General features: G+C 59.0%; 23 protein-coding genes. 19 read left to right on the top strand and 4 right to left on the bottom strand.

Features of this window, described 5'->3' with window-relative positions; all coding sequences use genetic code 11:
* Nucleotides 1-60: 60 nt before the first annotated feature.
* The 4 genes from LB557_RS04400 to LB557_RS04415 all read left to right on the top strand — a co-directional run bounded on the left by LB557_RS04400 (nucleotide 61) and on the right by LB557_RS04415 (nucleotide 4,957).
* Complete coding sequence (locus LB557_RS04400) at nucleotides 61-2,361, top strand: mannose-1-phosphate guanylyltransferase/mannose-6-phosphate isomerase (RefSeq protein ID WP_224642846.1); 2,301 nt, start codon at nucleotides 61-63, stop codon at nucleotides 2,359-2,361.
* Between the two features lie 435 nt (nucleotides 2,362-2,796).
* On the top strand, nucleotides 2,797-3,078 hold the full coding sequence (locus LB557_RS04405) for a hypothetical protein (protein WP_140663915.1): 282 nt from the start codon (nucleotides 2,797-2,799) through the stop codon (nucleotides 3,076-3,078).
* A gap of 134 nt (nucleotides 3,079-3,212) precedes the next feature.
* Nucleotides 3,213-3,929 carry a Crp/Fnr family transcriptional regulator gene (locus tag LB557_RS04410; protein WP_140620199.1) on the top strand — a complete coding sequence of 239 codons (717 nt, stop codon included), beginning with the start codon at nucleotides 3,213-3,215 and terminating at the stop codon, nucleotides 3,927-3,929.
* A gap of 806 nt (nucleotides 3,930-4,735) precedes the next feature.
* Entirely contained in the window at nucleotides 4,736-4,957 is a 222-nt protein-coding gene (locus LB557_RS04415; protein ID WP_140717086.1) for a hypothetical protein, read from the top strand.
* 666 nt (nucleotides 4,958-5,623) lie between these two features.
* Here the strand turns inward: LB557_RS04415 and LB557_RS04420 are convergent.
* Nucleotides 5,624-6,217: an SOS response-associated peptidase family protein gene (locus LB557_RS04420; RefSeq protein ID WP_140620203.1), complete on the bottom strand. Its 594-nt coding sequence runs from the start codon at nucleotides 6,215-6,217 to the stop codon at nucleotides 5,624-5,626.
* Between the two features lie 180 nt (nucleotides 6,218-6,397).
* Complete coding sequence (locus tag LB557_RS04425) at nucleotides 6,398-7,033, bottom strand: CGNR zinc finger domain-containing protein (RefSeq protein WP_224642845.1); 636 nt, start codon at nucleotides 7,031-7,033, stop codon at nucleotides 6,398-6,400.
* Nucleotides 7,034-7,075: 42 nt separating this feature from the next.
* Here LB557_RS04425 and LB557_RS04430 point away from each other — a divergent pair, with 42 nt between their 5' ends.
* The 6 genes from LB557_RS04430 (at nucleotide 7,076) to LB557_RS04455 (ending at nucleotide 13,695) form a co-directional block, all read left to right on the top strand.
* Nucleotides 7,076-8,023 carry an EamA family transporter gene (locus LB557_RS04430; RefSeq protein ID WP_224642844.1) on the top strand — a complete coding sequence of 316 codons (948 nt, stop codon included), beginning with the start codon at nucleotides 7,076-7,078 and terminating at the stop codon, nucleotides 8,021-8,023.
* 780 nt (nucleotides 8,024-8,803) lie between these two features.
* Entirely contained in the window at nucleotides 8,804-10,006 is a 1,203-nt protein-coding gene (gene repA, locus LB557_RS04435; RefSeq protein WP_140620207.1) for a plasmid partitioning protein RepA, read from the top strand.
* Nucleotides 10,007-10,086: 80 nt separating this feature from the next.
* Entirely contained in the window at nucleotides 10,087-11,052 is a 966-nt protein-coding gene (gene repB / locus LB557_RS04440; protein ID WP_140824280.1) for a plasmid partitioning protein RepB, read from the top strand.
* A gap of 156 nt (nucleotides 11,053-11,208) precedes the next feature.
* Entirely contained in the window at nucleotides 11,209-12,549 is a 1,341-nt protein-coding gene (gene repC, locus LB557_RS04445) for a plasmid replication protein RepC (protein ID WP_224642843.1), read from the top strand.
* A 295-nt stretch (nucleotides 12,550-12,844) separates the two neighbouring features.
* Nucleotides 12,845-13,180, top strand: a complete 336-nt coding sequence (locus LB557_RS04450; protein WP_140664019.1) for an antitoxin Xre/MbcA/ParS toxin-binding domain-containing protein — start codon at nucleotides 12,845-12,847, stop codon at nucleotides 13,178-13,180.
* Nucleotides 13,177-13,695 carry an RES family NAD+ phosphorylase gene (locus tag LB557_RS04455; protein WP_140663897.1) on the top strand — a complete coding sequence of 173 codons (519 nt, stop codon included), beginning with the start codon at nucleotides 13,177-13,179 and terminating at the stop codon, nucleotides 13,693-13,695. The genes LB557_RS04450 and LB557_RS04455 overlap by 4 nt, the downstream gene beginning before the upstream one ends.
* Before the next feature lie 101 nt (nucleotides 13,696-13,796).
* Here LB557_RS04455 and LB557_RS04460 read toward each other — a convergent pair whose 3' ends face one another.
* Nucleotides 13,797-15,011: a site-specific integrase gene (locus LB557_RS04460; protein ID WP_140722035.1), complete on the bottom strand. Its 1,215-nt coding sequence runs from the start codon at nucleotides 15,009-15,011 to the stop codon at nucleotides 13,797-13,799.
* A gap of 125 nt (nucleotides 15,012-15,136) precedes the next feature.
* Here LB557_RS04460 and LB557_RS04465 point away from each other — a divergent pair, with 125 nt between their 5' ends.
* The 7 genes from LB557_RS04465 (at nucleotide 15,137) to LB557_RS31710 (ending at nucleotide 23,662) form a co-directional block, all read left to right on the top strand.
* Nucleotides 15,137-16,156 (top strand): DUF1403 family protein, encoded by a 1,020-nt coding sequence (locus LB557_RS04465; protein WP_224642876.1) that lies wholly within the window; start codon nucleotides 15,137-15,139, stop codon nucleotides 16,154-16,156.
* Between the two features lie 5 nt (nucleotides 16,157-16,161).
* Nucleotides 16,162-16,959: an SMC-Scp complex subunit ScpB gene (gene scpB, locus LB557_RS04470; protein ID WP_224642842.1), complete on the top strand. Its 798-nt coding sequence runs from the start codon at nucleotides 16,162-16,164 to the stop codon at nucleotides 16,957-16,959.
* Between the two features lie 61 nt (nucleotides 16,960-17,020).
* Nucleotides 17,021-17,686 (top strand): hypothetical protein, encoded by a 666-nt coding sequence (locus LB557_RS04475; RefSeq protein ID WP_224713012.1) that lies wholly within the window; start codon nucleotides 17,021-17,023, stop codon nucleotides 17,684-17,686.
* A gap of 403 nt (nucleotides 17,687-18,089) precedes the next feature.
* Nucleotides 18,090-18,761 (top strand): hypothetical protein, encoded by a 672-nt coding sequence (locus LB557_RS04480; protein WP_224642840.1) that lies wholly within the window; start codon nucleotides 18,090-18,092, stop codon nucleotides 18,759-18,761.
* 3 nt (nucleotides 18,762-18,764) lie between these two features.
* Entirely contained in the window at nucleotides 18,765-19,694 is a 930-nt protein-coding gene (locus tag LB557_RS04485; protein WP_224642839.1) for a 3'-5' exonuclease, read from the top strand.
* Nucleotides 19,695-19,726: 32 nt separating this feature from the next.
* Entirely contained in the window at nucleotides 19,727-21,862 is a 2,136-nt protein-coding gene (locus tag LB557_RS04490; protein ID WP_224642838.1) for an AAA family ATPase, read from the top strand.
* Nucleotides 21,863-21,865: 3 nt separating this feature from the next.
* Nucleotides 21,866-23,662 (top strand): UvrD-helicase domain-containing protein, encoded by a 1,797-nt coding sequence (locus LB557_RS31710; RefSeq protein WP_224642837.1) that lies wholly within the window; start codon nucleotides 21,866-21,868, stop codon nucleotides 23,660-23,662.
* Here the strand turns inward: LB557_RS31710 and LB557_RS04500 are convergent.
* Nucleotides 23,644-24,216, bottom strand: a complete 573-nt coding sequence (locus tag LB557_RS04500) for a nucleotidyl transferase AbiEii/AbiGii toxin family protein (protein WP_224642836.1) — start codon at nucleotides 24,214-24,216, stop codon at nucleotides 23,644-23,646. The two genes, LB557_RS31710 and LB557_RS04500, sit on opposite strands and share 19 nt — an antisense overlap.
* A 42-nt stretch (nucleotides 24,217-24,258) precedes the next feature.
* Between LB557_RS04500 and LB557_RS04505 the strand changes: the two genes are divergently transcribed.
* Together LB557_RS04505 and LB557_RS04510 are read left to right on the top strand one after the other, a co-directional pair.
* The gene (locus LB557_RS04505) at nucleotides 24,259-24,870 is read left to right on the top strand and encodes a GIY-YIG nuclease family protein (protein WP_224642835.1); all 612 of its coding nucleotides are present in this window, start codon (nucleotides 24,259-24,261) and stop codon (nucleotides 24,868-24,870) included.
* Nucleotides 24,871-25,167 (top strand): hypothetical protein, encoded by a 297-nt coding sequence (locus tag LB557_RS04510; protein ID WP_224642834.1) that lies wholly within the window; start codon nucleotides 24,871-24,873, stop codon nucleotides 25,165-25,167.
* The last annotated feature ends 10 nt before the right edge of the window (nucleotides 25,168-25,177 follow it).

Raw genomic sequence — 25,177 nt, forward strand, 5'->3', positions numbered from 1 at the left:
GTTGCGCCAAGATCCAAAGGTCGAGCCAGTAGTTAGAGATTTCTGAGAAGGGACTCGAATATGGCATCCGAGCTGGTGTGTTTTGTCATGAGCGGGGGCGTGGGCTCACGCCTCTGGCCGCTTTCGCGCGAAGACAATCCAAAGCAATTCCACGACCTTTCGGGCGACGGTTCAATGCTCGCAAAGACTGTCCGGCGGCTCAAGGCGCGGCCCGACAATCAGACCCCAATCTACCTGATCGCTTCCGAACGACATGCCGATCGTGTTATCTCTGACATTGCTTCGCTCGGCCTGAACGGCGGTAAACCGATCTTCGAGCCTGTCGGTCGCAATACCGCCGCAGCCGTCGCCATAGCCACCCTGCAGACAATCTCGGAACATGGCAGCGATGCACTTGTGCTCGTGGTTCCCTCCGATCATGAAATATCGACCGACGCGCAATTCTGGGAGACCGTCGAGTCGGGCGTTCATGCCGCCGAGTCAGGGAGCATCATCGTGTTCGGCATCAAGCCAACGCATGCGGAAACTGGATACGGCTACATCGAGGTTGCAGCAACTGACGACCGCGTGGCTGCAGTTTCGCGCTTCGTCGAAAAGCCCAACGCAGAGACAGCGCGCAACTACGTATCGTCAGGACGATTCTACTGGAATGCCGGCATTTTCCTGTTTCGTGCCGACACCATGCGCCGGGCATTTCTCGAGTTCCAGCCGGACATCTGGGAAACTGCAGAACGGGCCTACAAGACTGCACGAACGGACCTCTCGGGTATCTGTCTCCCCCAGGGTTTCTACTCGGCCGTCCCCTCCACCTCGATAGACTATGCCGTCATGGAGCATGCACGCGATATTGCCATGGTTACGGCTTCCTTCCGCTGGAACGACCTTGGGTCGTGGCAATCGCTGCTCGAAGCCAGCCCGACAGACGGCAATGGCAATGTCGTGATGGGCGACATCGTCGCCATGGACTGCGACAGCTCCTACCTTAGAAGCCAAGGAAGGCTGCTGACCGTCATCGGCATGAAGGGGGTTGCGGTAGTAGCGACACCGGACGCGGTGTTCGTCGCCCCTGTCAGCCACAGCCAGAACGTGAAGAAGGTCGTCGAGCAATTGGAAAAGAGCGGACGGCTTGAGACGAAGTACACGCCCTCGGGAGACCGGGTCATCATCAACGGTTCCTGGCGCAAGCGCGTCGAACATTGGCTCTTCAACGAAACCCTGCCGCTTTGGTCCACCGTAGGGGTCGATGATGTGAACGGCGGCTTTCACGAGGCGCTCGGTTTCGACACAAGGCCGCTGGGGAAGCCCAAGCGCATGCGCACCATGGCTCGCCAGATCTACGCCTTCGCGGTGGCCAAGGAACGCGGCTGGGCCGGACCAGCCGACGAGCTGATCGACCACGGCATCGACTTCATTGCCAAATATGGCCGTACCACCCGTGGCGGCTGGGTGCGCACCCTTAATGTCAATGGCAGCGTGGCTGACCCTGCGGAGGACGCATACGATCATTCCTGCGTACTCCTGGCACTTTGCCATGCTCATCGATGCGGCCATCGCGAGGCCTTGCGACTGGCACAAGAGACATTTCATTTCATCGACGCGCATCTCGAAGACGACCGTCTGAACGGCTTCCTGGAAACCTCGGGCTCGAACGGGATGCGGTTTTCGAACCCGCACATGCACATGCTGGAGGCTTTCCTTGCGTGGCATGACGTTAGTGGCGACCGCACCTATCTGCGCCGGGCGGCTCGCGTGGTAGATCTCTTCAGATGCCATTTCTTCGACCAGGAGAGCTGGACGGTGGGGGAAAATTTCGACGTCGACTGGCTACCTTTGCCTGGAGAAAAAGGCCTGTCGACCGAACCGGGCCACCATTTCGAATGGGCCTCGCTTCTCATCGATTTCGCTCAAAAAAGCGGACAAAAGGACTTGGCCAGTTATGCACGGAAGCTCTATTCGTCCGCGATCGCCAGCGGCTTGAATAGGGCTACGGGTCTGGCTTACGCGGCTGTGTCGCGGCAGGGAATGCCAATCGACCGGCTCTCCCGCAGTTGGCCGCAATGCGAGGCCATCAAGGCAGCCATAGCCTTGGACGGCATAGGCGGGCCTAATTTGAAACCAGAGATAGAGGCCCGTGTCGCCCGCCTCTTTCGATGGCATATCGATCCCGCCCCCCTTGGCTTGTGGATCGACAGAATTGACGAGCGCGGAAGATCACAGGCAACGGAGGTTCCCGCCAGCATTTTCTACCACTTGGTGACGGCCTTGATGCAGTATTTGGACAAGACCGAAGGGCAGATCGAATCTTTCCCGATGCCGGCTTTGGGCCTGGGCAAGAGCGTCGCCGCGCGGGCTCTGGGCTAAGCCTCACGGTCGGCCCCACACTATTCATCCGGCTGGGTACGGAAGAATTCGACGGCGTGGCAGGCCAGCGATGTACGCGCCCGTCCGATCAAAGGTGGCGAGACCCGTCGCGGACGGCAAGCGGTGACCCCGTGAGCTGGGAAGTGACCATGGTTTCTCTGATAAAAGACTTGTCGCCGTTCTCCGATGCGACGTCTCAGCGGCGACGGCGGTATCGTGGTGTCCCAAGGTGGAAGGGCAAGCTACGGCTAATTCGGTATGCCTGCCTCTGTGTCGTCGCTCCAAACCGGGATAGCATGCTTACAATATGTCTAAAGCGACGCACAGATTGAGCTTTTCCAATCCCGTTGCCGCCGCGGATCGCGATTAAATCGCTCAAGGCGAGGTGATGTGAGTCCAAACACCCTTCTTGTCCGGACAGTTGAGAAGCATACTATGGCAAAAAAGAAATCGCGTACTAGGCCCAGCAGTGATCTCTTGAAATTACTGGCCACCAGGCCTCGAGCTGTTGCCCTTGCCGCGTTGCACGTAAGTGAATCGGTGCTGCTTGAACTTGAGGCATCGGAATTGTTGTCGGCAAGACAGATAAGAGGGTTGCTCAAGGACGCATCAAATACCTTGCGGAATGCCGCCGGCCAAGTGGACAATCGCAGCAGCTTCATCGCCGCCGAAATAGTCGATTCCATGCAAGAAACTTTCACAAGAAATAAAAGCTAGCTGCGGGGTTGCGACGTACAACGCTTGCTTTCGCATGCTGGTAGCTGCGACGTCGCACAGGTACCCATCACGCCAAATTTAATGTACATTCGATCCGTTGGGGATAGAAAGGAAGACATCGGGCGGGATTATAGATGTTGTACGCTTCACAGTCTTTGGGCGGGAATGAAAAGCGGTCATCGTATATCAGGCTTGCCGACGAAGATTCGGCGCTCATGAAGACGCTGGGGTTCACACCGAAGCGTTATCCACCCGAGACGGTCATTTTCAGCCAGGGTGAGGACAATGATCGCGTATTCATAGTCGAGTCGGGCTGGGGTTGCCTGTCGCACGAACTTGCAGGGGGGCAGCGACAGATCCTTGATTTTGCCTTGAAAGGCGATCTCGTCCTGTCCCGGTCGAGCGGGGGTGGCGCGCTTGAAACGTTTGTTGCTCGAACCGAACTGAACGTCTTGGTAGCCTCGACCAAGACATTTACGCTCGCAGCCATGAAATCCCCCCATCTTTTCTCCCTGGTCGTCGCGGCTCTTGGGCACAAGGGGGCCGTCATCGCTGAACATCTCACCAATGTTGGTCGACGCAGTGCCCTGGCGCGGACCGCACATCTGTTCCTCGAATTGAGGACGCGCCTGGAACACATAGGCTTCGTCACCCGCGATAGCTATGAATGCCCTCTGACCCAGTACGATCTCGCGGACGCCCTCGGCCTCACTCCGATTCATGTCAACAGGATGCTGCGCGAACTGCGCGAGCGTAAATTTCTCGAATTCCGGCAAGGCCGTGTTCGCGTGCTCGATCTACGAGGCATGACGGAATATGCGGGTTTCGAATGCAGCTATATAAACAGTTGACATCTGTATGTAGGAGCAACTTGGCATCCAGATGCCTCCTGAGCGAGGGGCGCATTGCCGTCCGGCAGCAAGGCGGGCAAAGGGCTGGCTCTGCACGGCCATTGGGGGCCGGCTGACCTTTCCCAGGGATTCCGCCGGGCCGGCTCCCCGCACCCTTGCGTGTTCGACCGCCCATCCTTCCGCGGCGCCGGCGCCTGGGTGATTTCCATCTCCCTTTAGCTGCTTGCCTGCAAACCCTCATCGTAGCCCTTTGAGGCAAACGTTGGGTGTCCGCCACCAAAGCATGGCGCAGCGCCGATGCCTCCGGCGCGCGGCACGCTCATCGCGGGGCTGTCAAATCCACATGCAAGCAGCTTTTGTAGCGCGAGCTACATCCCCTCATTGGACACGAGCTGGAATGGCCGGCGCGGTCTGGGATGTTGGGATGCGGGCCGCACCGGCCATCGCGGTCGGGGGGCCTCCCGCAACGCTTGGTATATCTTATATTAGCTACAGCGCAATTAAGCCTATCGGACGACCACCACCATCGCCGGGACCGGGAGGGATCGAGTGCAAACCGAGCATTGCGGACTTGCTGTTCAGACCTGTTTGGAGAGCGGAACGCAGAGGCTGAAGGACGGCATGCTAGAGCAGCGTCGGGAATGCCGACTGCGGCGACTCGATACAGCACGATCCCTCCCCTCGCGGCAGCGAGCTGGAGCCGTCCGGAGCGGGAGGTCGGCAGGGCTCGTCGGCGGCCCTAGCCCTTTCGTCATGCGTTACATGGTGCCGTCATACCGCCATATAGCGACGCTGGAGTAGAGAGAATGGGGATGGCGCAAGATTGCCGTCCCAGGGTCGGCGTCGTGCTCGACTTAGAGGAACTCGCAGGCAATGTGTCCCTACCATCTGAATGTTCTTTTGGCCGCCAAGTCAGCATATATCCGGGCGCGATCGCCATTGTGCTTCTCGACGAGCGCCTGCGCTTCTTGCCTGCTGAGCTTTCCGAGCTTCATCAGAAACTCGAATTCGTGCTTCGGTACGGATGATATCAGGCGTTCGAGTTTGGCTCTTTTGGTCTCGTCTGCGGACATAGCGATGCTGAACTTACTTTAGGGCTGCACTCAATGACGCTAAGCACAAGTGCCAAGGAAACGCCAAAGGCCAGGCCGAGCAATATGTTGTTTCTTGGTACATCAGGTTTCCTCGAATACCAATGCGCTTTATCTCAGACCCGGCGACTTAATGTCCCCCGATGCCGATGGCTCCAATCCGCCAAGCAGATCGTCTGTTCATCGTTCCGCACGACATTTCTGGTATCGCTAAACAATTTTACTGTCAGGCAGAATGTTCCCTCTAGTGCGGGTTCGAGACCCAGGTAACCGGATTCGCCCCCAGAAGCTGTTTTGCAGGCAAGGGAAAGAAACGCAACGACGACGGGCTTTGAGCGCGCGATCTGCTACCCTTTTCCATAGGCGACATTTGCGTCGCCTCCGTGACGATCAGGCCCGCCGATGCACGCTGGCTGGATCGTGTCCCGAACGTGGTGTAGCTGTCGGTCGCCGTGCTCTCCGGCATTGGCCGGGCTGGTCTGCGCCACGGCTGGAAAGAAAATGCCACCGCCAACCAGGCTGGCTGACGCCGCGCCTGTACGCAGTCGTGGGCCTGTCACCGAACAGCAGGGGCTTCAATCTGGGCCCCGCCAGCAGCGCTCATCAGTCGCTTCCTGGCCGAACCGTTTCAACATGCAGTGTGCCTGCAGGCGACGGTTGAAGCAGCTCCGCTTCGGTCTTGGTAAGGTAGATCCAGTGCGCCCAGTTATGCGGGCTCAACACGACGATCTGCCGGTCGTGATAGGGCCCAACGTCTGGTCCGGGACCGGTTGTCAGCATCGTGAAGGCCGCTGGCGCTCCGCCCTGCCCTTCCCGCCAGATGCCGGCGATCGCCATGAACGGCTCATCATTCATTGTGAAGCGATGTTTGGCCTTCGGATATTTCTTGCCCGTGAACTCGAAGAATGCCGAGGCCGGAATGAGGCAGCGGTTGCTATTGGCAAAGCTTCGGCCTTCGGAGCGGAAATTGAAAACCGGTCCGCCGCGCGGGCTCGATGGCGGGAAGCTAAAGTTCATAGGCACCAGTTCGATGCCATTGCCGGCGGCGCGCATCACCGGGCCGACATCGTTGATCTTGATGTCGTCGGCCTCGGGCAGATCGCCTTCGCTCTGCCCGGTAGGCATCCCGAGTTCGAGCCTCTGCATCATCTTGCAGTATTCAGCCCACAGAATGTGTTGCTCGTAGTCGTTGCACATAGTGTCTGATCCAGCTTGCGCGATGTAGGATACGACCTTACACCCCTCCGGCAAACCCGATGCCAGCTGGTATCCTGTCACTGAACTGTGGCGAAAAGGCCCGCTACAGTTGACGCTATGATAGGCGTGACTCAGGGCCACCTGCTTTTACAGCAACATCTGTGGATGGCTGCCATGGCGTCAGTTCCCGGTTCGGGTCTCGCGGATCCTGGCATAATGGCGCGACGCCTTGGCGCGGTTGCCGCAGTCTCCCATGGAACACCAACGACGGTTTTGCGCCCGGCTCTCATCGATGAACAACCAGCCGCAGCCGCGATCGTCGGCACATTGCTTGACCCGTCCTGCCCGCGAGCCGGTCATGAGTTCAGCCGCGGAGATGGCGATCGGCGTGCAAAAATCGAGTTCATTTGGATGCGAGCCGTTCCAGCCGAATTTCCCGGCACGCCATTCCAGCAAAGCGGCTGGCCTGTGATGCAGAAAACGATTGAATGCCTGGACGTGGTCGGCAACGGGACTGACATTTCTGATCTGTGCCACCAGGAGTGCATAGATCGTCTCGCGCAGCGCTATGGCGCTTGCATATGCGGTTTGGGCCCCTTGAAAGTGCCCTCCCCTCCCCCGCGTGAGTTCAGCAGAATCGTTGGAAATGCGCACGCCGTTTTCATCAAGCCAATCCAGCAGTGCCGCGAGCGTGGGAAGCCGCTCCTCAGTGGCTTGCCGCAGGCGCCAGGCGACCGTGTTGACAAAGCGGATCGCTAGATCCTCCTTTGCGACATCGGTCGGCTGCCGCTTTTTCAGGTTGTGCGGGGAACCCAAGCGCGATCTCCGAATTCTAACCTCATAAGAGGTTTTACGCCTATGAAGCTCCCCAGCGCAAGTTTTCTCCTGATAGCTGCCTTCGGCGCCATCTACTTCATCTGGGGCTCGACTTACCTGGCCTTGGCGCTGGCCCTGCAATCACTGCCGCCATTCCTGCTGATCGCGGCGCGCTGCCTCGTGGGTGGTCTGATCCTTTTCATCATTGCCGCAGCATCCGGTGCGAAGCCTCCGTCCAGGAGGTCCCTGCTCTTGGGCGTCATATGCGGATTACTGTTCTTCTGCGGATGTCACGGCATCCTTGCCAACGTTCAGCAGCGTGTTCCAACAGGCCTGGCCGCAATCATGCTGGCGACCATTCCCTTGTGGATTGCGGCGCTTCAGACAGGCCTCCGACGTCCCGATCGGCCAAGCCCCTTGTCACTGACCCTTCTTGTCCCCGGTGTCGTTGGCGTTGCGCTGATAGCCTGGGAAGAAGGTGCTGGCGGAATCGGGGCGGTGCACTTCATCGACATCTTCTTGCTGCTTGGCGCGTCCCTGTCCTGGAGCGTCGGAACGGTGGTATCCGAACGGTCCCCAACGTCCAGCAGCCCATTGGTGATGTCTATCATCGAATTGTGGGCTGGCGCCGCTGCCTTGGCGGTTGTCGGTGCCGCCAAGGGCGAAGTGAGCCTTGTTCACCCCTCCTCGATCACGGCGTTGTCGGTCGCTGGGTGGGCATACCTCACCGTCGCCGGAACGGTGATCGCCTTTGCTGCCTACGTCTGGCTGCTCCGCAAAGTCACGCCAACCTTCGTAGCGACCTATACCTTCGTCAACCCGATCATCGCTGTGTTGCTCGGCTGGGCCTTTCTCGGGGAGGTTCCGTCGATATGGATGGCGAGTGGCGCGCTCCTCGTGATCCTTTCCGTGAGCGGCCTGCTTTTCACCAGCTCCGCTCGAGGTTCCAGGAGACCAAACAACGCCCGGACCGAATTTGCCGTCGACTAGCGGCACGTTCCGGTTGAGGCTCGGCATCGCAGCGGCAGTGTCTTGCAATGTTGCCTGCTCGGAGCCGAGATGGCGAACGCGGGCCAGAGGCCGTGGACGAAGCCAATGACTCGAGCAGCAACAGCTTGTCCTGGGTATCGCAGATGACAGGGTTGAGGAGGCACAAGGAAGCTATCACCAGGACCTTTATCGTCTACGAGTCGGTAATCGCCGTCATTGGCCACTACAACGCAATTTAGCCTGTGCGATGCGCCGGCTTATGACACGGCGGGGCTGGCGCTCATGACCGTCTCAGCAGCCGTCGCCGCTGGCAGTAGCCGCTTGTCGCCGGCGGCGCGCCTGGAATAGAGCAGCCGTCCGGCACGCGCTCGCGCTGCGTTGTGCCAGGCGCTTCGGGCCAGTCAGTTCTGAACTTGCAGGGCTGCTCCTGATCAACGCGCCCGGCCGCCAGGCCATGTGTGCGGGTGACCGACACCAGGGCCCCGGCCCATGCAGAGATATCTCGCCCCCCGGGTCGAAGGACGCCGTTTCCCCTCCCCGGTGTGGCGACAGTGGTGGCAACTTTACTGTTTGTACTTTACTGCAGTAAATTTCCACAAAAACCTAAATCGAAACAGCGTGGTAGCTCTCTCCAGCAGACGTTTTTACCGGCGTGTTGACCGCTCGGGCCGTTAACCTCCTGTTAACCCAAAAGCTCTTGCTCGGGATGGCGAATCGGAGCTTAATGGCGGTTGTTGGGCTGTTTCCCAGCAAAAAGCGCCAATTCAGGTTTCCGGAAGTATGAACATCGCGATGCGGTTGCCCAGCTTTGAGTTTGACGACAAGATCCTCGAGCACGGGGCGGAGATATCGCGTCGGCTCAATCAGCTGCGCATGGAGAAGTTTCCTCCGAACGCCACGAAGACCCTGCGCACCTTCTCCATGGCCGAGGTCGCGCACTATCTTGGTGTGTCGCAAAACAATCTGAAGCGCCTCCATCTCGAAGGCAAGGGGCCCCTGCCCGAACAAGCGCAGTCGGGTCGACGCTCTTATACGGCGGACCAGATGCTGGAGCTTCGCCATTTCCTCGACCAGCATGGCAGGACGGAGGTTAAGAAATACGTCCCGCACCGCAAGCCCGGAGATAAGCTGCAGGTCATCGCGGTGGTCAATTTCAAGGGAGGAAGCGGTAAGACCACGACCGCGGCTCACCTCGCCCAGCACCTGGCACTTACCGGCCATCGCGTGCTTGCCATCGATCTCGATCCGCAAGCGTCTTTGTCGGCACTCCACGGCTTCCAGCCGGAACTCGACCGGAACCTCTCGCTCTATGAGGCGATCCGCTATGATGCGGAGCGTAGGTCCATAGCCGACGTCATCGTCCCGACGAATTTCCCCGGCCTCGACATTGTTCCTGCAAATCTCGAACTTCAGGAATATGAGTACGATACGCCGTTGGCAATGCAGGACAAATCATCCAATGCCGGCCGCCAGTTCTTCTTGCGCATAGCCAGGGCCTTGAGCGACGTCGACGATCGCTATGACGTCGTCGTCGTCGACTGTCCTCCGCAGCTCGGCTATCTGACCTTGACCGCCATGTCGGCAGCGACGTCGGTGCTGATTACGGTTCATCCGCAAATGCTCGATCTCATGTCCATGAGCCAGTTTCTGCTGATGCTCGGCGGCATCCTAAAAACCATCAAGGGAGCCGGAGCCGAGATCCAACTCGACTGGTTCAGGTATCTGATCACCCGTTACGAGCCCACCGACATTCCGCAGGCCCAGATGGTAGGCTTCATGCAATCGATGCTGGCCGGCCAGATCCTTGAGCATCCGATGCTGAAGTCGACTGCCATATCGGACGCCGGGCTTACCAAGCAGACGCTCTACGAGGTCGAGAAATCTTCGTTCACGCGCACGACCTACGATCGGGCGATGGAATCGCTTGATGCGGTCAATTCCGAAATCGTCTCGCTCGTCCATCGCGCGTGGGGGAGGGCGTGATGGCGATGAATTTTACTGCAGTAAAAACGCAGATTTTTGTCCACAAAATCAGACTGGTAGCTGATTTGAGGAGGGGCTGAATGGCGCGCAAGGACATTTTCGATAGCGTGATGGGGTCCGCTGCGGTGGAGCAGACCAGGGATGTGTCGAGCTACGCTGTTCGCGGCGCGTCGCGATCCATCATGCAGTCCTTTGAAGAGCTGTCGAAAAGCTCGGTTGTCGATCTCGACCCAGAGCTGGTGGACACCTCGTTTGTGTCGGACCGGATTGGCGAGGATGAGCAGGAATTCTCCGAGTTGGTGCGGGCGATCCAGGAGCGCGGACAGGATTCGCCCATTCTGGTCAGGCCGCATCCGGCTTCCCCCGGGCGCTACCAGACAGTGTTCGGGCATCGGCGCGTCAGGGTCGCACGTGCGTTGGGGCGCCCAGTGCGAGCCGTTGTCAAGCAAATGGACGATCGCGATCACGTCGTCGCCCAGGGCCAGGAGAATGCGGCTCGCGCCAACCTGTCCTTTGTCGAGCGGACGCTGTTTGCCGAGCGCCTGCTCAAGCAGGGCTATTCGGCCGATATCGTTAAATCGGCCTTGGCGCTCGACGATACGACCTTCTCGAAGATGCGGTCCGTGTCGAGCAACGTCTCCGAATCCGTCATCATGGCCATCGGGGCGGCCAAGGGGATCGGCCGTGACCGCTGGTGGCAGTTGGCCAAGCTCATGGAGCATCCGGCCAATGCCGCCAGGGCGCAGGCGCATGTCCAGTCCGCCCAGTTCCAGCAAGCCGGCAGCGATGCGCGGTTCCAGGCCCTTTATGAACTGCTGGCGGCAACCGTCCACGGTGCGAAATCGACGCCGACGAGGGCCGTGGAAAGGGCCTGGGCGACAAAAGACAATTCCGTAAAGGCAAGGATCACCGATACCGGGAAGGTTTTCACCCTGGCTTTTAAATCCAGAGAGGCATCGGCGTTCGGTGCTTTCATTACCGGCAGGCTCGAGGAACTGTTCGAGGCGTTCCGAGAGACGGAATCCAGGAAGACAACAGGAGACTGAACCGCAAAAGAAAAAGGCCCCCGAACGTCACCGTCACGGAAGCCCTTCTCAGGTCTGTAGCAAGCCGAGAATCGCAAATCCGCGAATCACTGTCAAGTGCTATTAGGCGTCGTTTGGCGAGCAGATTTCTTTTGTCTGACTAGAGGCAAAGGGAAAATGGTTACGCATATCTCAACGACGCCATTTGGGCGGCGGCCACTGACGCTTGCTCAGATGGCAAGCCAGGCAGGTGCAAAGGCGATCGACCGAACGGCGGCTGTGCCCAAATGGCAGGCCTTTCGAGACATCACAGAGGCCAGGGACGCCATAGGCGCGACCGATCGTTCGCTGGCGATCCTCAATGCGCTGCTGTCGTTTCACCGCGAGGACGATCTTTCCGGGGAGGGGGGCCTGGTCGTGTTCCCCTCCAATGAGCAGCTGATCCGGCGTGCCAACGGCATGTCGCCGGCGACGCTTAGGCGCCACCTGTCCGTCCTTGTGACGTGTGGCTTGGTGATCCGTCGTGACAGCCCGAATGGCAAACGCTTTGCTCGCAAGGGGGAGGGCGGGCAGATCGAGCAGGCCTATGGCTTCGACCTTGCGCCAATCGTGGCTCGTGCCGAGGAATTCAAGCAGTTGGCGGCCGCCGTGCAAGCCGAGCGGAAGGCCTACAGGCTGGTCAAGGAGCGTCTCACCATCTGCCGGCGCGACATCGTCAAGATGATCGATGCAGGGCTCAATGAACAGGTTCCGTGTGATTGGCGCCGGTTTCAGAAGCGGTATGAGGCGGCGGTCGCTCGATTGCCGCGGACAGCCTCACGCCAGTTGCTGGAGTCGGTTGCCGACGAGTTGGAGGACATCTGGGCCGAAGTGCATCAGCTGCTGGAAACATTCGTTAAATCACAAGATATGAACGCCAATGAGTCCCATTCCGAGCGCCACATACAGAATTCAAACCCAGACTCTCATTCTAACGATGAAACTGAAGACCGCCAGGGAAACGAGAAAGAAGCGAGCGGCAGTGCCGGGTCCGACAACAATGTTCACAGCCTGCCCAAACGGGAGTTGCCTCTGGGAATGGTGCTGGACGCATGTCCGGAAATCCTAAACATGGGCCGCGGCGCCCAGATTCGATCCTGGCGTGACTTTGTTGCGGCGGCCGAACTTGCCCGGCCCCATATGGGGGTCAGCCCCAGCGCATGGCAGGAGGCGGTCCAGGTGATGGGGCCTGAAAACGCGGCTATCACGATAGCTGCGATGCTGCAGCGAACCGACCAGATCAACAGTCGGGGCGGCTATCTCAGGAACCTGACGGAGCGGGCTCGCAACGGCCAGTTTTCGGTGTGGCCGATGGTCATGGCGCTGCTGCGTGCAAGGCTTGATGCAAAGACCAGCCAGAACGCCGGCAAGCCGCTCTGGAAGGACAGCGCGCATCAGGATGGGCCGGCCAGCGGCCCAAGATCCGCTGAGATCAGCGAGGCACTGCGGCTCAGCATGAAACGGAAAGGCTGGGATTGATTGGGGAGGGACGAGCCTGGTCGTTGATCAATCCCGCTCAAGGCCAAGCTGTTTAGCCGGTGTACTGGGTCACGTGCTGTCACGTCGTAAGTCGAGGCAGGGGAATGCTCTTGATCAGCCGCGAGCGGGCCATCCAACAGCCTCGTCGGTGGTCGCCTCGGTTGCGAGACTTGATGCTAACGGTAAAGTGCCTTATGTTTTGCCTAGTATTTGTGACGTCTGATATGACAGGATGTAAGCTGTGGGCCACGCACTCAGAAAAATCGCCCCGAACGCACCGTTGGTTTTGCTTTATATGGATCCGGCCGGGAACATTGCTGTCGACCAGGTGGCGGATGGCTTTGGAATGTCCAAGGGCCAATTGGCCGAGACGGCCGGCCTTGCTCGCGAGACCCTTTATCGATTGGAGCGCAGCCGCGCCGCCAAAACACAGGGGCGACTTCGTGAGATGCTTGAGATCATCAGCCGCGTGACGGATTGGGCGGGGGGAAAGGACCAGGCGATGGCGTGGTATCGAGCCCAGCCGCTTGCGGCATTCGGAGGGCGCACCGCCGAAGCGCTCGTGAAAGAGGGCAAGGCTGGTGCCGTTCGTGACTATCTCGATCACATGGCGCTTGGCGGCTTTGCTTGAGGTTCGTTGGAACCTGCTACAGGGCACATGATCCGCGTTGGGCTTTCAAACCGACTTCCGGTGAGGGAGCCGCGATCAGGGGTGCGCGCTTTAATCCCAAAGGTGTGCCCGCACTCTACCTGGCCCTGACCATCATGACGGCGGTCAAGGAAGCCAATCAGGGCTTCGCGCATCGGATCGATCCGTGCGTGCTGTGTTCCTACGAGGTTGATTGCGAGGCCATTGTGGACCTGACAACGGGGAAGGGGAGGGGAGAAGCGTCCGTCACGCTCGACGAGGTGTCGTGCGCCTGGGCGACGGCGCTCAGCAACGGGGAACGCCCGGCTTCATGGGATGTCCATGACCGCCTGCGTTCTCGAGGCATTGCCGGCATTCTGGTGCCAAGCTTTGCGCCGGGCGCCGAGGCAGAAGATTGCAATCTCGTGCTTTGGGATTGGGGGCCAGATCTGCCGCACAAGGTGACGGTATTCGATCCGAGCGGACGGTTGCCGAAGGACCAGCTATCCTGGCTATGACAGCCCTTCAACGAGTTTGGCGGCCTGCGGCGCCAACTCAAACCAGATCGTCATCTGGTCTTTCTGGACATCTGGCGGGGCAGGGGAGGGGGCTTTTCCTGCTACAACCCGCTCGCTTTGGTGAGATTGACGCGGAACCGATCGCGACGGCGCTGGTATTTGCGGGTCATTTCAGCCGAGGTGTGGCCGAGCTGCTTTTGCACATGGCGCTCGTCGACCTCGGCTGAGGAGGCCAGACCGGCTCGCAGCGAATGTCCCGAAAACCTTTGGCCGCGTTCGCCTTCCGGCAGATCACCCCGCACGCCGGCAGCAAGTGCCGCGCGCTTGACCAGCCGTGCCACCTCCTGGTCGTTGAGCCGCTCGGCGCCGACCGCCTTGCCTTGGGCGGTGACACGGCGAAACAGCGGCCCATAGCCTATTCGTGCCAGTCTCAGCCACGCCTCCAGGGCCACGATAGGGCAGGTGGCGTCCGCCGAACCGCGGCCAATCTCAACTTCGCGCCAACCGGTCTTGCCGCGCAGCGTGACCAGGACGCCTTTGCCAGGGAAGAATTCGATCCAGCCACGACCGTCTTCGGTCTGGTCACGGGCCACGTCGAGCCCGACGATCTCCGAGCGGCGAAGTCCGCCCGCAAAGCCAAGCAGCAGCATGGCGCGGTCGCGCAAGCCGCGCAGCGTGCCTCGATCGAGCGTCTCCAGCATGGCAATGAGATCTTCGGGGAGAATGGCCTCCTTCTGCACAGGTGGCTTGGCGTGGCTGTTGCGAATGCCGGCCAGCACAGTGGCGATATGCCGGTCTTTTCTGTCCAGCGGCTGACCGCGCTGGGCATAATTCCAGGTCAGCGAGGACAGACGCCGTTCAATCGTCGCAACGGTTTTTTTATCCCCTCCAGACCCAGAAGCCAGCGCCGTGATGTAGAGCCCGACCATCTGCGGATCCGGCGGCATCGGGTCAAAATATTGCCGGCGGCACCAGGCGCCAAAGTGCTTCCAGTCTGCAGCGTAGGCGCGGCGAGTGTTGGCCGAGCTCGCCGCCTCGACATAGTCACGGGCGCGCCCAGCAAGCGCCTCGAGATGCGCCGGCAGGCGCGGATTGGCGACGTCCGGAAGAGGGGAGGGAGCTTCGGCCGGCGGTTCTTCCGGCGTTGTCCCCATCGCCAGGACGACGTCGATGATGTCGGGCAAGTCGTCAGCGATCGCGTCCTGCGGCTCGACCGACAGCCGCGCGCCCGCATCGTCGTGCGCAGCCGTGCTGTGGGACGGTCCGGAGCTCTCCTGAGAGTGCTTTTTGGGCTTTTGCTCGATGAAAACAGCCATTTCTCATTTAGAGAGCAAAACGAACGATAATGCAACATTATCGCTCATTATGGCGGGCCGACAGGCGCAGCGCTTTTCGTCCACTTCTGTTGCCAAAAGCGCCGTCATGATTCATCGTGTCTGCGATGATTCTGCGGCCCAAACCCTCCCTGCGCCACCACGGCGCCCTTCCCGGCGCCCCTGCGGACGTGGCGGGGGCGATGGTGCCGGGTTGGCTGCGCCGAGCCATTCTCGATGCGCAAAGCCTTGCGGGGAAAGAGGTTGAGGACATTGCCATCATTGCCGGCGCAGCCATCGGCGCCTTGGATGCGGTGGTCCGTCGGCAGGAGCGATCGGCCGGCGCCTGGCGGCGGCGCCTGGCGCTTGCGGCGGCCGCGACAACGGCGAAGCAGGCCGGCCGCGTCGAGGATGAAAGCGCGCTGCGCGACGCCGTGTTGCTCACACGACCAGGCGACAATGTCGGACCCGCCGGTTTTTTGCTCCTTGCCTGGCGTCGGCTGGCATCTCGGCCAGCGGAGGATCTGCTGACGGAGAAAAACCTCGCCGCGGTGCTGGATGACCTCGGTCTCGCGCGCAGTGACGAAGACGTGAGCGACCTTACGGACGATCTTCGGCAGCTCACCGCCAGCAGTGGGACGACGGGAATGACGACCGGCGCTGTCGCCGCCGCCGAGCGCCATGGTTTGGGGCGCTGGCTCGGGCCTTGGCTCGTCGACGCCCTGCTGGCGCAGCGCCTGGGCTGGGCACATGCCGTGCCGCTGCTCGGCGCCGAGCCGGGCTGGAGCATTGGTCGCGGCCGGCCCCAGCGCTTCACCACCGTCATTGCGACAGCGGGGATCGAGACAGGGCAGGAGCGCGCAAAGGGTTTGCTCGCTGCACAGGCGCGCGCCGCGCTTCGCGCGATCGATCTTTCCGCCGAGCTCGAGCGCCGCGCGGACCGGCTGCTTGCCGTTGCCCCGAAACTCAGGGCCAAGGCGGCGGATGCTGTTGTCGAAAAGCTCTTGTCCGACGACGCGATCGTTGCCTCGGAAAACATCGCTGGAATGAGCGACCGCGGATTGCGCCGCCTGTTCGACCGGCTGGTCGAGCTCGGTGCCGTGCGTGAATTGTCCGGCCGCGCTACCTTCCGCATCTATGGGCTGTGAAGACAATGGCGGAGGCGACGCGCAGACGAGGGGGGAGCCGGTCAGATGAGAGCCGATCGGGCGAATGGCGATCAGCTGACCAGCTGTTTGACCGGGAGCTGGATCATCTGCCGCCGGAGGTGCGTTGGCGGGAATGGATGCAGCGCGTCGAGGCCGCCATCTTCGCGGCCAGCGAGCCTGTCACTCGCGAAACGCTGGTCCGCATCGTCGGCAAAAGTTGCAGCATTGATCTCCTGATCGATGACATTCGCGAGGAGCTGCGCGGCCGGCCCTATGACCTGGTCGCCGTGGCCGGCGGCTGGAAACATTTGACCCGGCCAGCTTATGCCGACGCCATCCGCAGTGCATTTGGCAGTGCATCTGGCACCGGCGGCGGTGGGCGTGCCGTGGACTTGACGCAGTCGGACGTACTGGTGCTGATGTGCATCGCCTATTTCCAGCCGATCACCCGCGGCGAACTGTCGTCGTTTTTTGGGAAAGAGATTTCTCGCGACCTGATCAGCCATCTGCGCGGCGCTGATATGATCGCCTCTGGTCCGCGCAGCCCGACACCGGGCGCGCCCTACACCTACGTTACGACCAAAGAATTCATGCTGGAGTTCGGACTCGACACACTGCGCGACCTTCCGGATTTCGAAGCGCTCGAGGACGCAGGGCTACTTTCCAAGGAGAAGCTGCTGGCAGGCGATATTCCGGCCGGGTTGGGAAGCGGGGAGCACGACGAGGACGAGGAAGAGCCAAAAGCACAGATCGTCGAAGATGAAATGTCTCTGAGTGGCGGTCTCGGTAGGGACTCGCTTTAGGGGGCAGAACAAGAGCAGGTCAAAAATCGATGGGATGGAAGGCTTTCTCTCCCGGTGCTAGGTGAGCGAGCTTGGCGTCCGCGAAATGACGGGTAGGGACGGTATAGAGGATGGGGAGTTCTTTGAGGCAATGGGGCAGGCAAAACAGCGAGCTGTGGCGAAGAAACAGTGGTACGAAACATTGACGGCGAGTGAGTGCGTCATCGCTGATGTGGCAGAGCGTCTTTTCAATAGATTCATCAAGCCGGCCGAGTCGACCGGCATGTGCTATCGGATGACGTTCTTCCTGCACCTGTATCTTGCTGACAAAGGCGTTCAGACGGTTCCAGTTGTGGGCTACATCAACGATGGGTCCGATGACGTCATGATATCGCACGCCTGGCTTGAGTTTGGCGGCAAGAAAACCGATCTGACACTTGGCATAACCGAGGACCCCGATCTCAATCCGGTCGGAAACGTCATCATTCTGGATCAAATCTTGTTCCCCGGTCTGACCTACACCTATCACCTGGAGAAGTCGGCTGAGGGCGTCGCGATTGAGGCCCAGTGGTTACAGGATCCGAAAATAGGTCCTCTCGTCCGACGGAAGGAGATTGAACATGCTGCGATGAGCGGCAGGGCAAATAGTCCCGAGCATATGCGCAGCTTTTTAGACGCGGCGCCAGATGGCCTTGATTACAATAAGCTGCGGGCAATCATCGACATTCAAGGGCTCGTGGCCCCCTAGGCACCGTAGAAATACGGGTTTCCGAACGTAGTTGCTACGAAGTGGATCCGACTCGTTTAGAGTGCTGAAGCGCCAGGGGAGGCTGATAGTGCAGAACTACTCGTTATATGCACGCATGCGAGAGCATGGAACTCTCGCCGAGAAGGCCACCGACGTACCCGACGTGCGTTTCGCACTGCCTTAAACAATTAACTGGATTCGCTCGCTGGCGATTCTCGTTGACGGCCTGAAGCTTGATTTCCAAGCCGCCCGACGATTCTATGGCAATGTACAACGCAGGTCGATTACTGAAAGAGAGCTCAACTCGATTTTTGAGCAGCTCCTTCTTTCGCTGCATCAAATCGCTGCTTTGCAGGCAATCGCAGATGTTCCGAACAAGGCGGATGTCGCTCGGGTAGGAATAGTGACTTGGTACTACGGCGTCTATGGAGCGGCATCGGCGATGATCGCGGCATGCGATGGATCGTTCCCAGATAATCACGCCGCAACCGCACAACAGTGGGATCGCCAGTTTCCAGCAAACGGTCTCGCTATGGCGCCTTTCGGAGACCGCCTATCCAACCTGTTGGAAAGCACGTTGAAGCGCGAGCTCGCACCTTTCAGGGGTCGCGGGAAGCATTCGTTGACAACAGTGCCGGCCACCCCTGAGCAAGCCTGGGGCTGCTGCGCCGAGTACCTATCTGGCACTGCGGGTTGGGAACAGTGGAATATTCAAGAGAGGTTAGTGGACGACCGCGAGTTCAAGGCGCTGGGCGTCGACAACTTTCGGACCCTCGCCGCCAGGCAGATGCGTGATGCGTGGTACGCAAAGCGGGGACTAGCATTCCTGCACCAGGCCTCTCGATATCGTGGAAAAGCAAATTACCGCGACGCCATATTTCTCGCTTACGGCAAATCCGTAGCGCGGCTTCTGGAAGGCTTCATCCACGACCTAGCGGATGTGTTGAAGTCATTCTCCGCCATGGCGGCCGGCTATGCCTCAATGAGGATGGGACGGGATCGATGGTCAGCGTTTATCGACGATTTGGAAGAGAAAAGGTCCATCTCGATATCGCCCAAGACAATTTGGATGTAGCTGATGGCTCTCTTTTCAGCGACCGGGAAGCCTGATGGATCGGATCGGAACACTGAACTGGAGGCGATGGCCAAAGCCCTGAATTCGAGTGGCCGATATCGTGTGCTTCGTCGGCTCGAGCCGAGATTGGCCGTTGTACCTCCAGAAGGCACTGAAACGCGAATCGGGCTGTTCGTGGATGTCGAGACAACGGGCCTCGATCCGACCAGTGACGAGATTATCGAACTCGCCATGTTGCCCTTCACCTATGGGCTCGACGGGACGATATTCAATGTCGGGGTGCCATTTCAGCAGTTCCGCGAACCGAGCCAACCGATCCCAGCGGCGATTTCGGCGCTGACGGGCATTACCGACGAGATGGTGGCTGGGCAGGCGATTGCTGCAGCGGAGGTGGCCGCGTTCGTGAGTCCGGCATCGCTTGTAATTGCACACAATGCAGCCTTCGATCGCAGATTTCTCGAACGGCTGAGCGACGCCTTCATCACCAAACCGTGGGCCTGCTCGATGACCCAAATTGATTGGGCAGGGGAAGGGTTTGAAGGCACGAAGCTGGCTTACCTGGCGACGGGTGCCGGCTTTTTCTACGAGCGCCACCGCGCCTTTCAGGACTGTGCGGCCGCGGTTGAGCTGCTCTCACTATCGTTGCCAAAGCCGGGAATACCCGCAATGAGCCGCTTGTTGGAGCGCGCGCGCCTTTCGAATTGGAGGATATGGGCCGAGAATTCTCCATTCGGTCTGAAGGACGTGCTGAAAGCGCGGGGCTATCGGTGGAATGCCGAGGGCAGCCAAAGCCCACGCTCTTGGTACATCGATGTCGATGACGATGCGAAGGAGTCGGAACTCTCCTATCTGCGTACGGAGATTTACCGGCGTGAAGTTGATATAAAGACGCGCAAAATTACCGCCTACGATAGGTTCTCCGACCGGTCATAAGGCAGAGCAAAAACAAGTCCGGGGGGGACACCGTGCACATATCCAAACTTCAGCTCGTGAACTATCGCAATTTTCAGAGGGCAAACATCGTCTTCAGGAAAGGCATCAACACGATCATAGGGGAGAACGGGTCGGGAAAGACCAATCTCTTTCGGGCTATCCGGCTTCTTCTCGACGAAAGTATGCTGCGCTCTGCGCTGCGGCTAGAGGAGCGAGATTTTCATCGAGGTTTGGCCAACTGGCGTGGCCACTGGATTATTGTCAGTCTGGAATTCGACGAAGTCTCCGACGACGAGACGATACAAACCCTCTTCTTACATGGATCGGGGAATATCGAAGACGGAGCGATCGGTCGGGCAACCTACAATTTGATATTCCGGCCGAAGGCCGTGATCCGCAGCCGACTGTCTCAGCTTGATGAGGGGGATAAGGCCGGCCTGGACGCCATTCTTCTGACCCTCACAACCGATGACTATGAGACGGTCCTTACCGGCAAAAGCACGGCCGATTTTACCGATCCCGCGGTTTACGCCGCCCTGGTCGGTGATTTTGAAAACGTCAGATTCAGCGCGGATCTCGATCCACCAGAAATCGGCGGCAAGATCCCGGGCATTTTCTCGATAACGAGAGAAGTCTCTTTTACCTTCGTGCAGGCCTTGCGCGATGTCGTCGCTGAGTTCCACAACAATAGAACGAACCCCCTGCTGACTTTGCTAAAGAGCAAGAGCGGGGAGATTAATCCGGCAGAGTTTGCGCCCATCACCACGCAGGTGAAGGATCTCAACACAGCAATCGAGGGCCTCTCGGACGTGAAGGAGGTTCGATCCGATATCCGCAAGACGATAAACGACACGGTCGGGGATACCTATTCGCCAACATCCCTCTCTATCCGCTCCGATCTATCTGACGAAGCGGATCGGCTCTTTCAATCCCTGAAACTGTTCGTTGGCGAATCTGAAGAGGGTTACGAAGGCGGGATCCAGGAGCTCAGTCTGGGCGGCGCAAATCTTATCTACCTGACCCTCAAGCTGCTTGAATTCAAATACCAGAGGGTCAAGCAGTCGATTGCAAACTTTCTGCTCATCGAAGAACCGGAAGCGCATATCCACACGCACATTCAGAAGACCCTGTTCGACAAGCTCAATTATCCCAACACGCAAGTGATTTACTCGACCCATTCGCCGCATATCTCCGAAGTCAGCAACGTCGAGAACATTAACATCCTTGGCCGGGTAGCCGCCCGATGCGAGGCATTTCAGCCTGCCACAGGGCTGACACCTTTGGAGGTGGGAAATATCCAACGGTACCTCGATGCCGTTCGCAGCAACCTGCTTTTTGCTAAGAGCGTGATCCTAGTCGAAGGCGATGCCGAAGAAATTTTGATACCGATCATCATCAAGAAGGTGCTGGGCGTCAGTCTGGACGAGCTTGGAGTGAGCCTGATCAATATCCGCAGCACCGGGTTCGAAAACGTCGCCGTTCTGTTCCATGATCAGCGCATCCGCAAACGATGTAGTATTGTGACCGACCTCGATGCTGCTTTCATCGACACGGATCCGAATCCGGATGATGCTCCAGCATTGGCCACAGCTAAGAAGCGAGCTCTGGGATCGCAAAAAGGCGGCATTGCGAGGAAAGCTGCTCTCGGCGAGTTCGCCAAAGACAATCCTTGGGTCAAGCTCTTCTTCGCCTCGCACACGTTTGAGGTCGACTTTGTTGCCGCCGGCAACGGGGCCAAGGTCGTCTCGGTGGTGAACGAAGTCTACAAAGACCCCGCAACGATCACGCTAGCCAAGGCAGAACTTGAATCAAATGACATCGCGGCATTTGGCTCGCGCGTTTTGACGATGGCTGGAAACGCTGGCAAAGGCTGGTTTGCCATTCGCGTCGGCAGGGTGATCGATCATCGCACAATTATCCCGGATTATCTCGTAAAGGCACTTTTCTTCGCACAAGGTTCGCTCAGCCAGCCTGTCGCTTTCAATATTCTCAGCCATCGGATCGATCACATCGCGAAGAGTGACGGCGTTGATGCGGCCGCTGTCGCATCGTTCCGGGACAATCTCCAGGCATTCCGCGACAGGGGGCTGGACTTCCCAGGCGTTCGCGCTGCGATGCTGCAAGCTTTTCCGGCTGACGAGATCAACAACATTCTTGCCGGGGTGTGAATCGTGTTCGTCTGGAACAAAGACGACCTTAACGACGAGCAGGAAGCTGCGGTCAACGAAGAGAAGAATGTCTTTCTGGTCGCGTGTCCGGGCAGCGGGAAAACGCGGGCGCTTACCTATAAGATTGCCAGCCAGCTCTCAAAACTCGAATCCGAAAAGCAATGGGTCGTGGCAATCACCTATACTCATCGAGCGGCGGATGAAATTCACGAACGGATCGAGAATCTTGGCGTCGACACTAGTCAGCTTTGGATCGGAACGATTCACTCGTTCTGCCTGGAGTGGATCCTGAAACCCTATGCCATCTATCACGATGCGTTGAAGTATGGGTTTCGGGTGATAAACTCGCACGATACGGAACGACTTCTGTCCGAGGTCTGTTCCCCCTATCGTTACCCGAACATCACCCATTGGGATTGCAATCACTACTACACTCCCGCGGGCCGTGTTCTGACGTGCCACGCCCCCAGGCGCTTAAACGTGGCCTCGGCGCTCGATCAGTATCACGCATTGCTTTTGCAAAATCGCCAGATAGATTTCGAACTTATCCTGCACTTTGCGCACGAGCTGATCATAAGTCAGCCGACAATCAGCAAGCTCCTGAGTTCACTTTTCTCGTACGTCCTAGTCGATGAGTATCAGGACACGAAAGAAATCCAGTACGCAATTCTCGCCTCGATCCTGAGGGCTGGCGGAGGCAAGGTCGGGGCCTTCATCGTTGGGGATCCAAACCAGGCGATCTACGGATCGCTTGGAGGATACGCAATTACTGCCGCTGAATTTAGCGAGATGGCGGGAGTCGATTTCAAAGAGATGGATCTGTCGCGCAATTATCGAAGTTCGGAGCGGATCGTTGGATATTTCGGCAACTACAATGTCTACGCCACGAAAATCTCCGCTGAGGGCAAGGATAGGCAATATGCCAGTCTGATATCGTTCGACCCCCTGACGGCCCGAGATGGTCTGGAAGAGGAGCTGGTCCGGCTGGTCCGATACAGTATTGAAACGGCGGGAATCGCGCCGAACGAGATTTGCATTCTCGCGCCTCAATGGGTCCACCTAGCCAGCATGACCAGGCGACTCGTCGCGGCCTTGCCGGAGTATGGGTTCGATGGACCGGGTATGGTGCCATTCGCGCGCGACATCGACAATTTTTGGTACAAGCTCTCGAAGATCGTCCTAACCCAAGCATCGCCTCACATGTATGTCCGCCGTTTTCGCTGGATTGGCGATGTGTTGGGCGCGTTGGGCGATGCCGGGGTAGCCATTGGAAAGCTTACCCGAAAATCCCTGCTGAGGACGTGTAATTCAATCACGATTGGCGAGGAGGACGGGCTCGCTTATCTGGAACAGTTTTTTGACGCCTTGTTCGCCACTATCGGCGTTGATTTCAGGGCATTTCCGGCCCTGGCTGAGCATCATGATGCATTTTTTGAGAGCTCGCGCGCTCGCATTCAACGACTTCAGGCGGAAGGCGCGGAATATATCGGTGAGATTGCAACGTTCAAGCGGGTATTTGAAGGGCGGAAAGGCATCACTGTCTCGACGATCCACGGCGTGAAGGGAGCGGAGTACGACACTGTGATCAGTTATGCGCTGCTTGAGGGCATGGTGCCAAACTTTAACGACCTGACTCCCGCTGAGAGCGCCTGCAAGCTACTTTATGTCATCGGCTCCAGAGCAAGAAAAAATCTGCATTTGCTCTCTGAGCGCGGTCGGCAGCGGGGCGGCGGATGGGGAGAGTATCAACCGACGACCGTGCTTGCCGATTGCCAGTTTGCCTATGACAAGGTGCCATGACTTGCCGCACGGCTGTCGTGTCCTAGTGCAGCCCTTAGACTTCGAAACGAGACTTCATCTCGTCCGTGCGAGCCCAGGCAGCCCCGGGTATCAACTCGATAAATTTGGTAAACACGTCTCGGAATGAGGTCCTGGTCGAGTCGTCTGTCAAAAGCGCGGCCTGTTCGGCAGGAACCAGTGGTCTCATGTCGGTCAGAAAGCGCGGGTTTGCGAGTTTGGCGAGCATACGCTCCTCTGCCTGAGCCCGAGAAAGCGCCTGGCCAGACGACCCAAGGTATTAGCCTAAGAGCTCGATAACATGCTGGCATCCAGCCAAATGTTCCCAGCGCATGAGCAAGGTCGTATAGATCGCGACCCTTGTCGCGCTGGAGCAGCGCTCGCAGTTGCGTCGCCAGCATTTCCTCTCGCGAGAATGTTGGCACATTGGTCTTGCCGGTGAACCAAGGGTTCTCGACGTCAAACTCGCGCGGATGCACGCAAAGCCAAAGTCTTGGGGAGCTGGGCCTGTCTGGATACAAGCTGCCGCCAACGCCGTCCGTGGAAGCAGTTGACATCGATAAGCTGATCTCGCAGCTTCTTCGCCAATGAAGCGTGAAATGACTGTCGTCATCGCAGGGCTGGAGACCAAGAGCGAGAAGATCCGCGCGCTGTTGCACGAAGGGTACATGCGGACGGAGATCGCGGACTTCCTCAACATCCGGTACCAACACGTCCGCAAGGTGGCCGTCGACGCCGGCATCGAAGGCGGCCTCCAGCGCGGCCTCGTCGTTGTTCCCAAGTCAAAGCCGATCCCGAAGGTTCGCGCCGATGTCGCGATCGACGTGCTCGCGGACGCCGGATTCGAGCGTCTGGGTACGTGGGTGGCCGACGGCGCAGGCGGCATCGGGCTCGACACCTCCGCACCGCGCGACGCCGGCGTCTACGTGTTCGTGGTCAACGGTCTCATCAAGTACATCGGCGTGAGTCGGGCTGGCATCCGCAGCCGCATGTCAAACTACCGGCTCGGCCAGGCCGGACAAAAAACCAGCGCCCGCGTGAACCAGATCATCAACGAACACGTAACGGCAGGCACAGTCGTCGAGATCTACATCGCGATGCCCCCTGCGCTCGAGTGGAACGGCTTGCCGGTGATCACCGCCGCCGGGCTAGAAGCCGGGCTAATCAAGATGATCCAGCCACCGTGGAACAAGATGGGTGTGGAGAGTTAGATGGCTAGGCTGTGGCGACGCGTCGCTATGGATGCGGACATTATGGATTTCGGCGGCTCGGCTATCATCAGGATCTCGCGCGGGACGAAGGGCGATCCGATGGCGAGCGTCGAACGCATGGAATGGTTCGAACCTGACGGCCATGAACACAGCGGTTACGCGGATGCCGTGACGGACCGGCGACGGCCGGCAGCGGAGGTGCTCGCCGAATATCGGAAAACGACCGCTGTGGTTGCGGTTGAGAGCGAGGACTTGTGGGACGCTGCCTGGGGCGAATTGGACAGCCAGCATCGCTAGAGGGCGTTCA

It is taken from the genome of Mesorhizobium sp. BR115XR7A (assembly GCF_020165315.1).
Taxonomy (GTDB): Bacteria; Pseudomonadota; Alphaproteobacteria; order Rhizobiales; family Rhizobiaceae; genus Mesorhizobium; species Mesorhizobium australicum.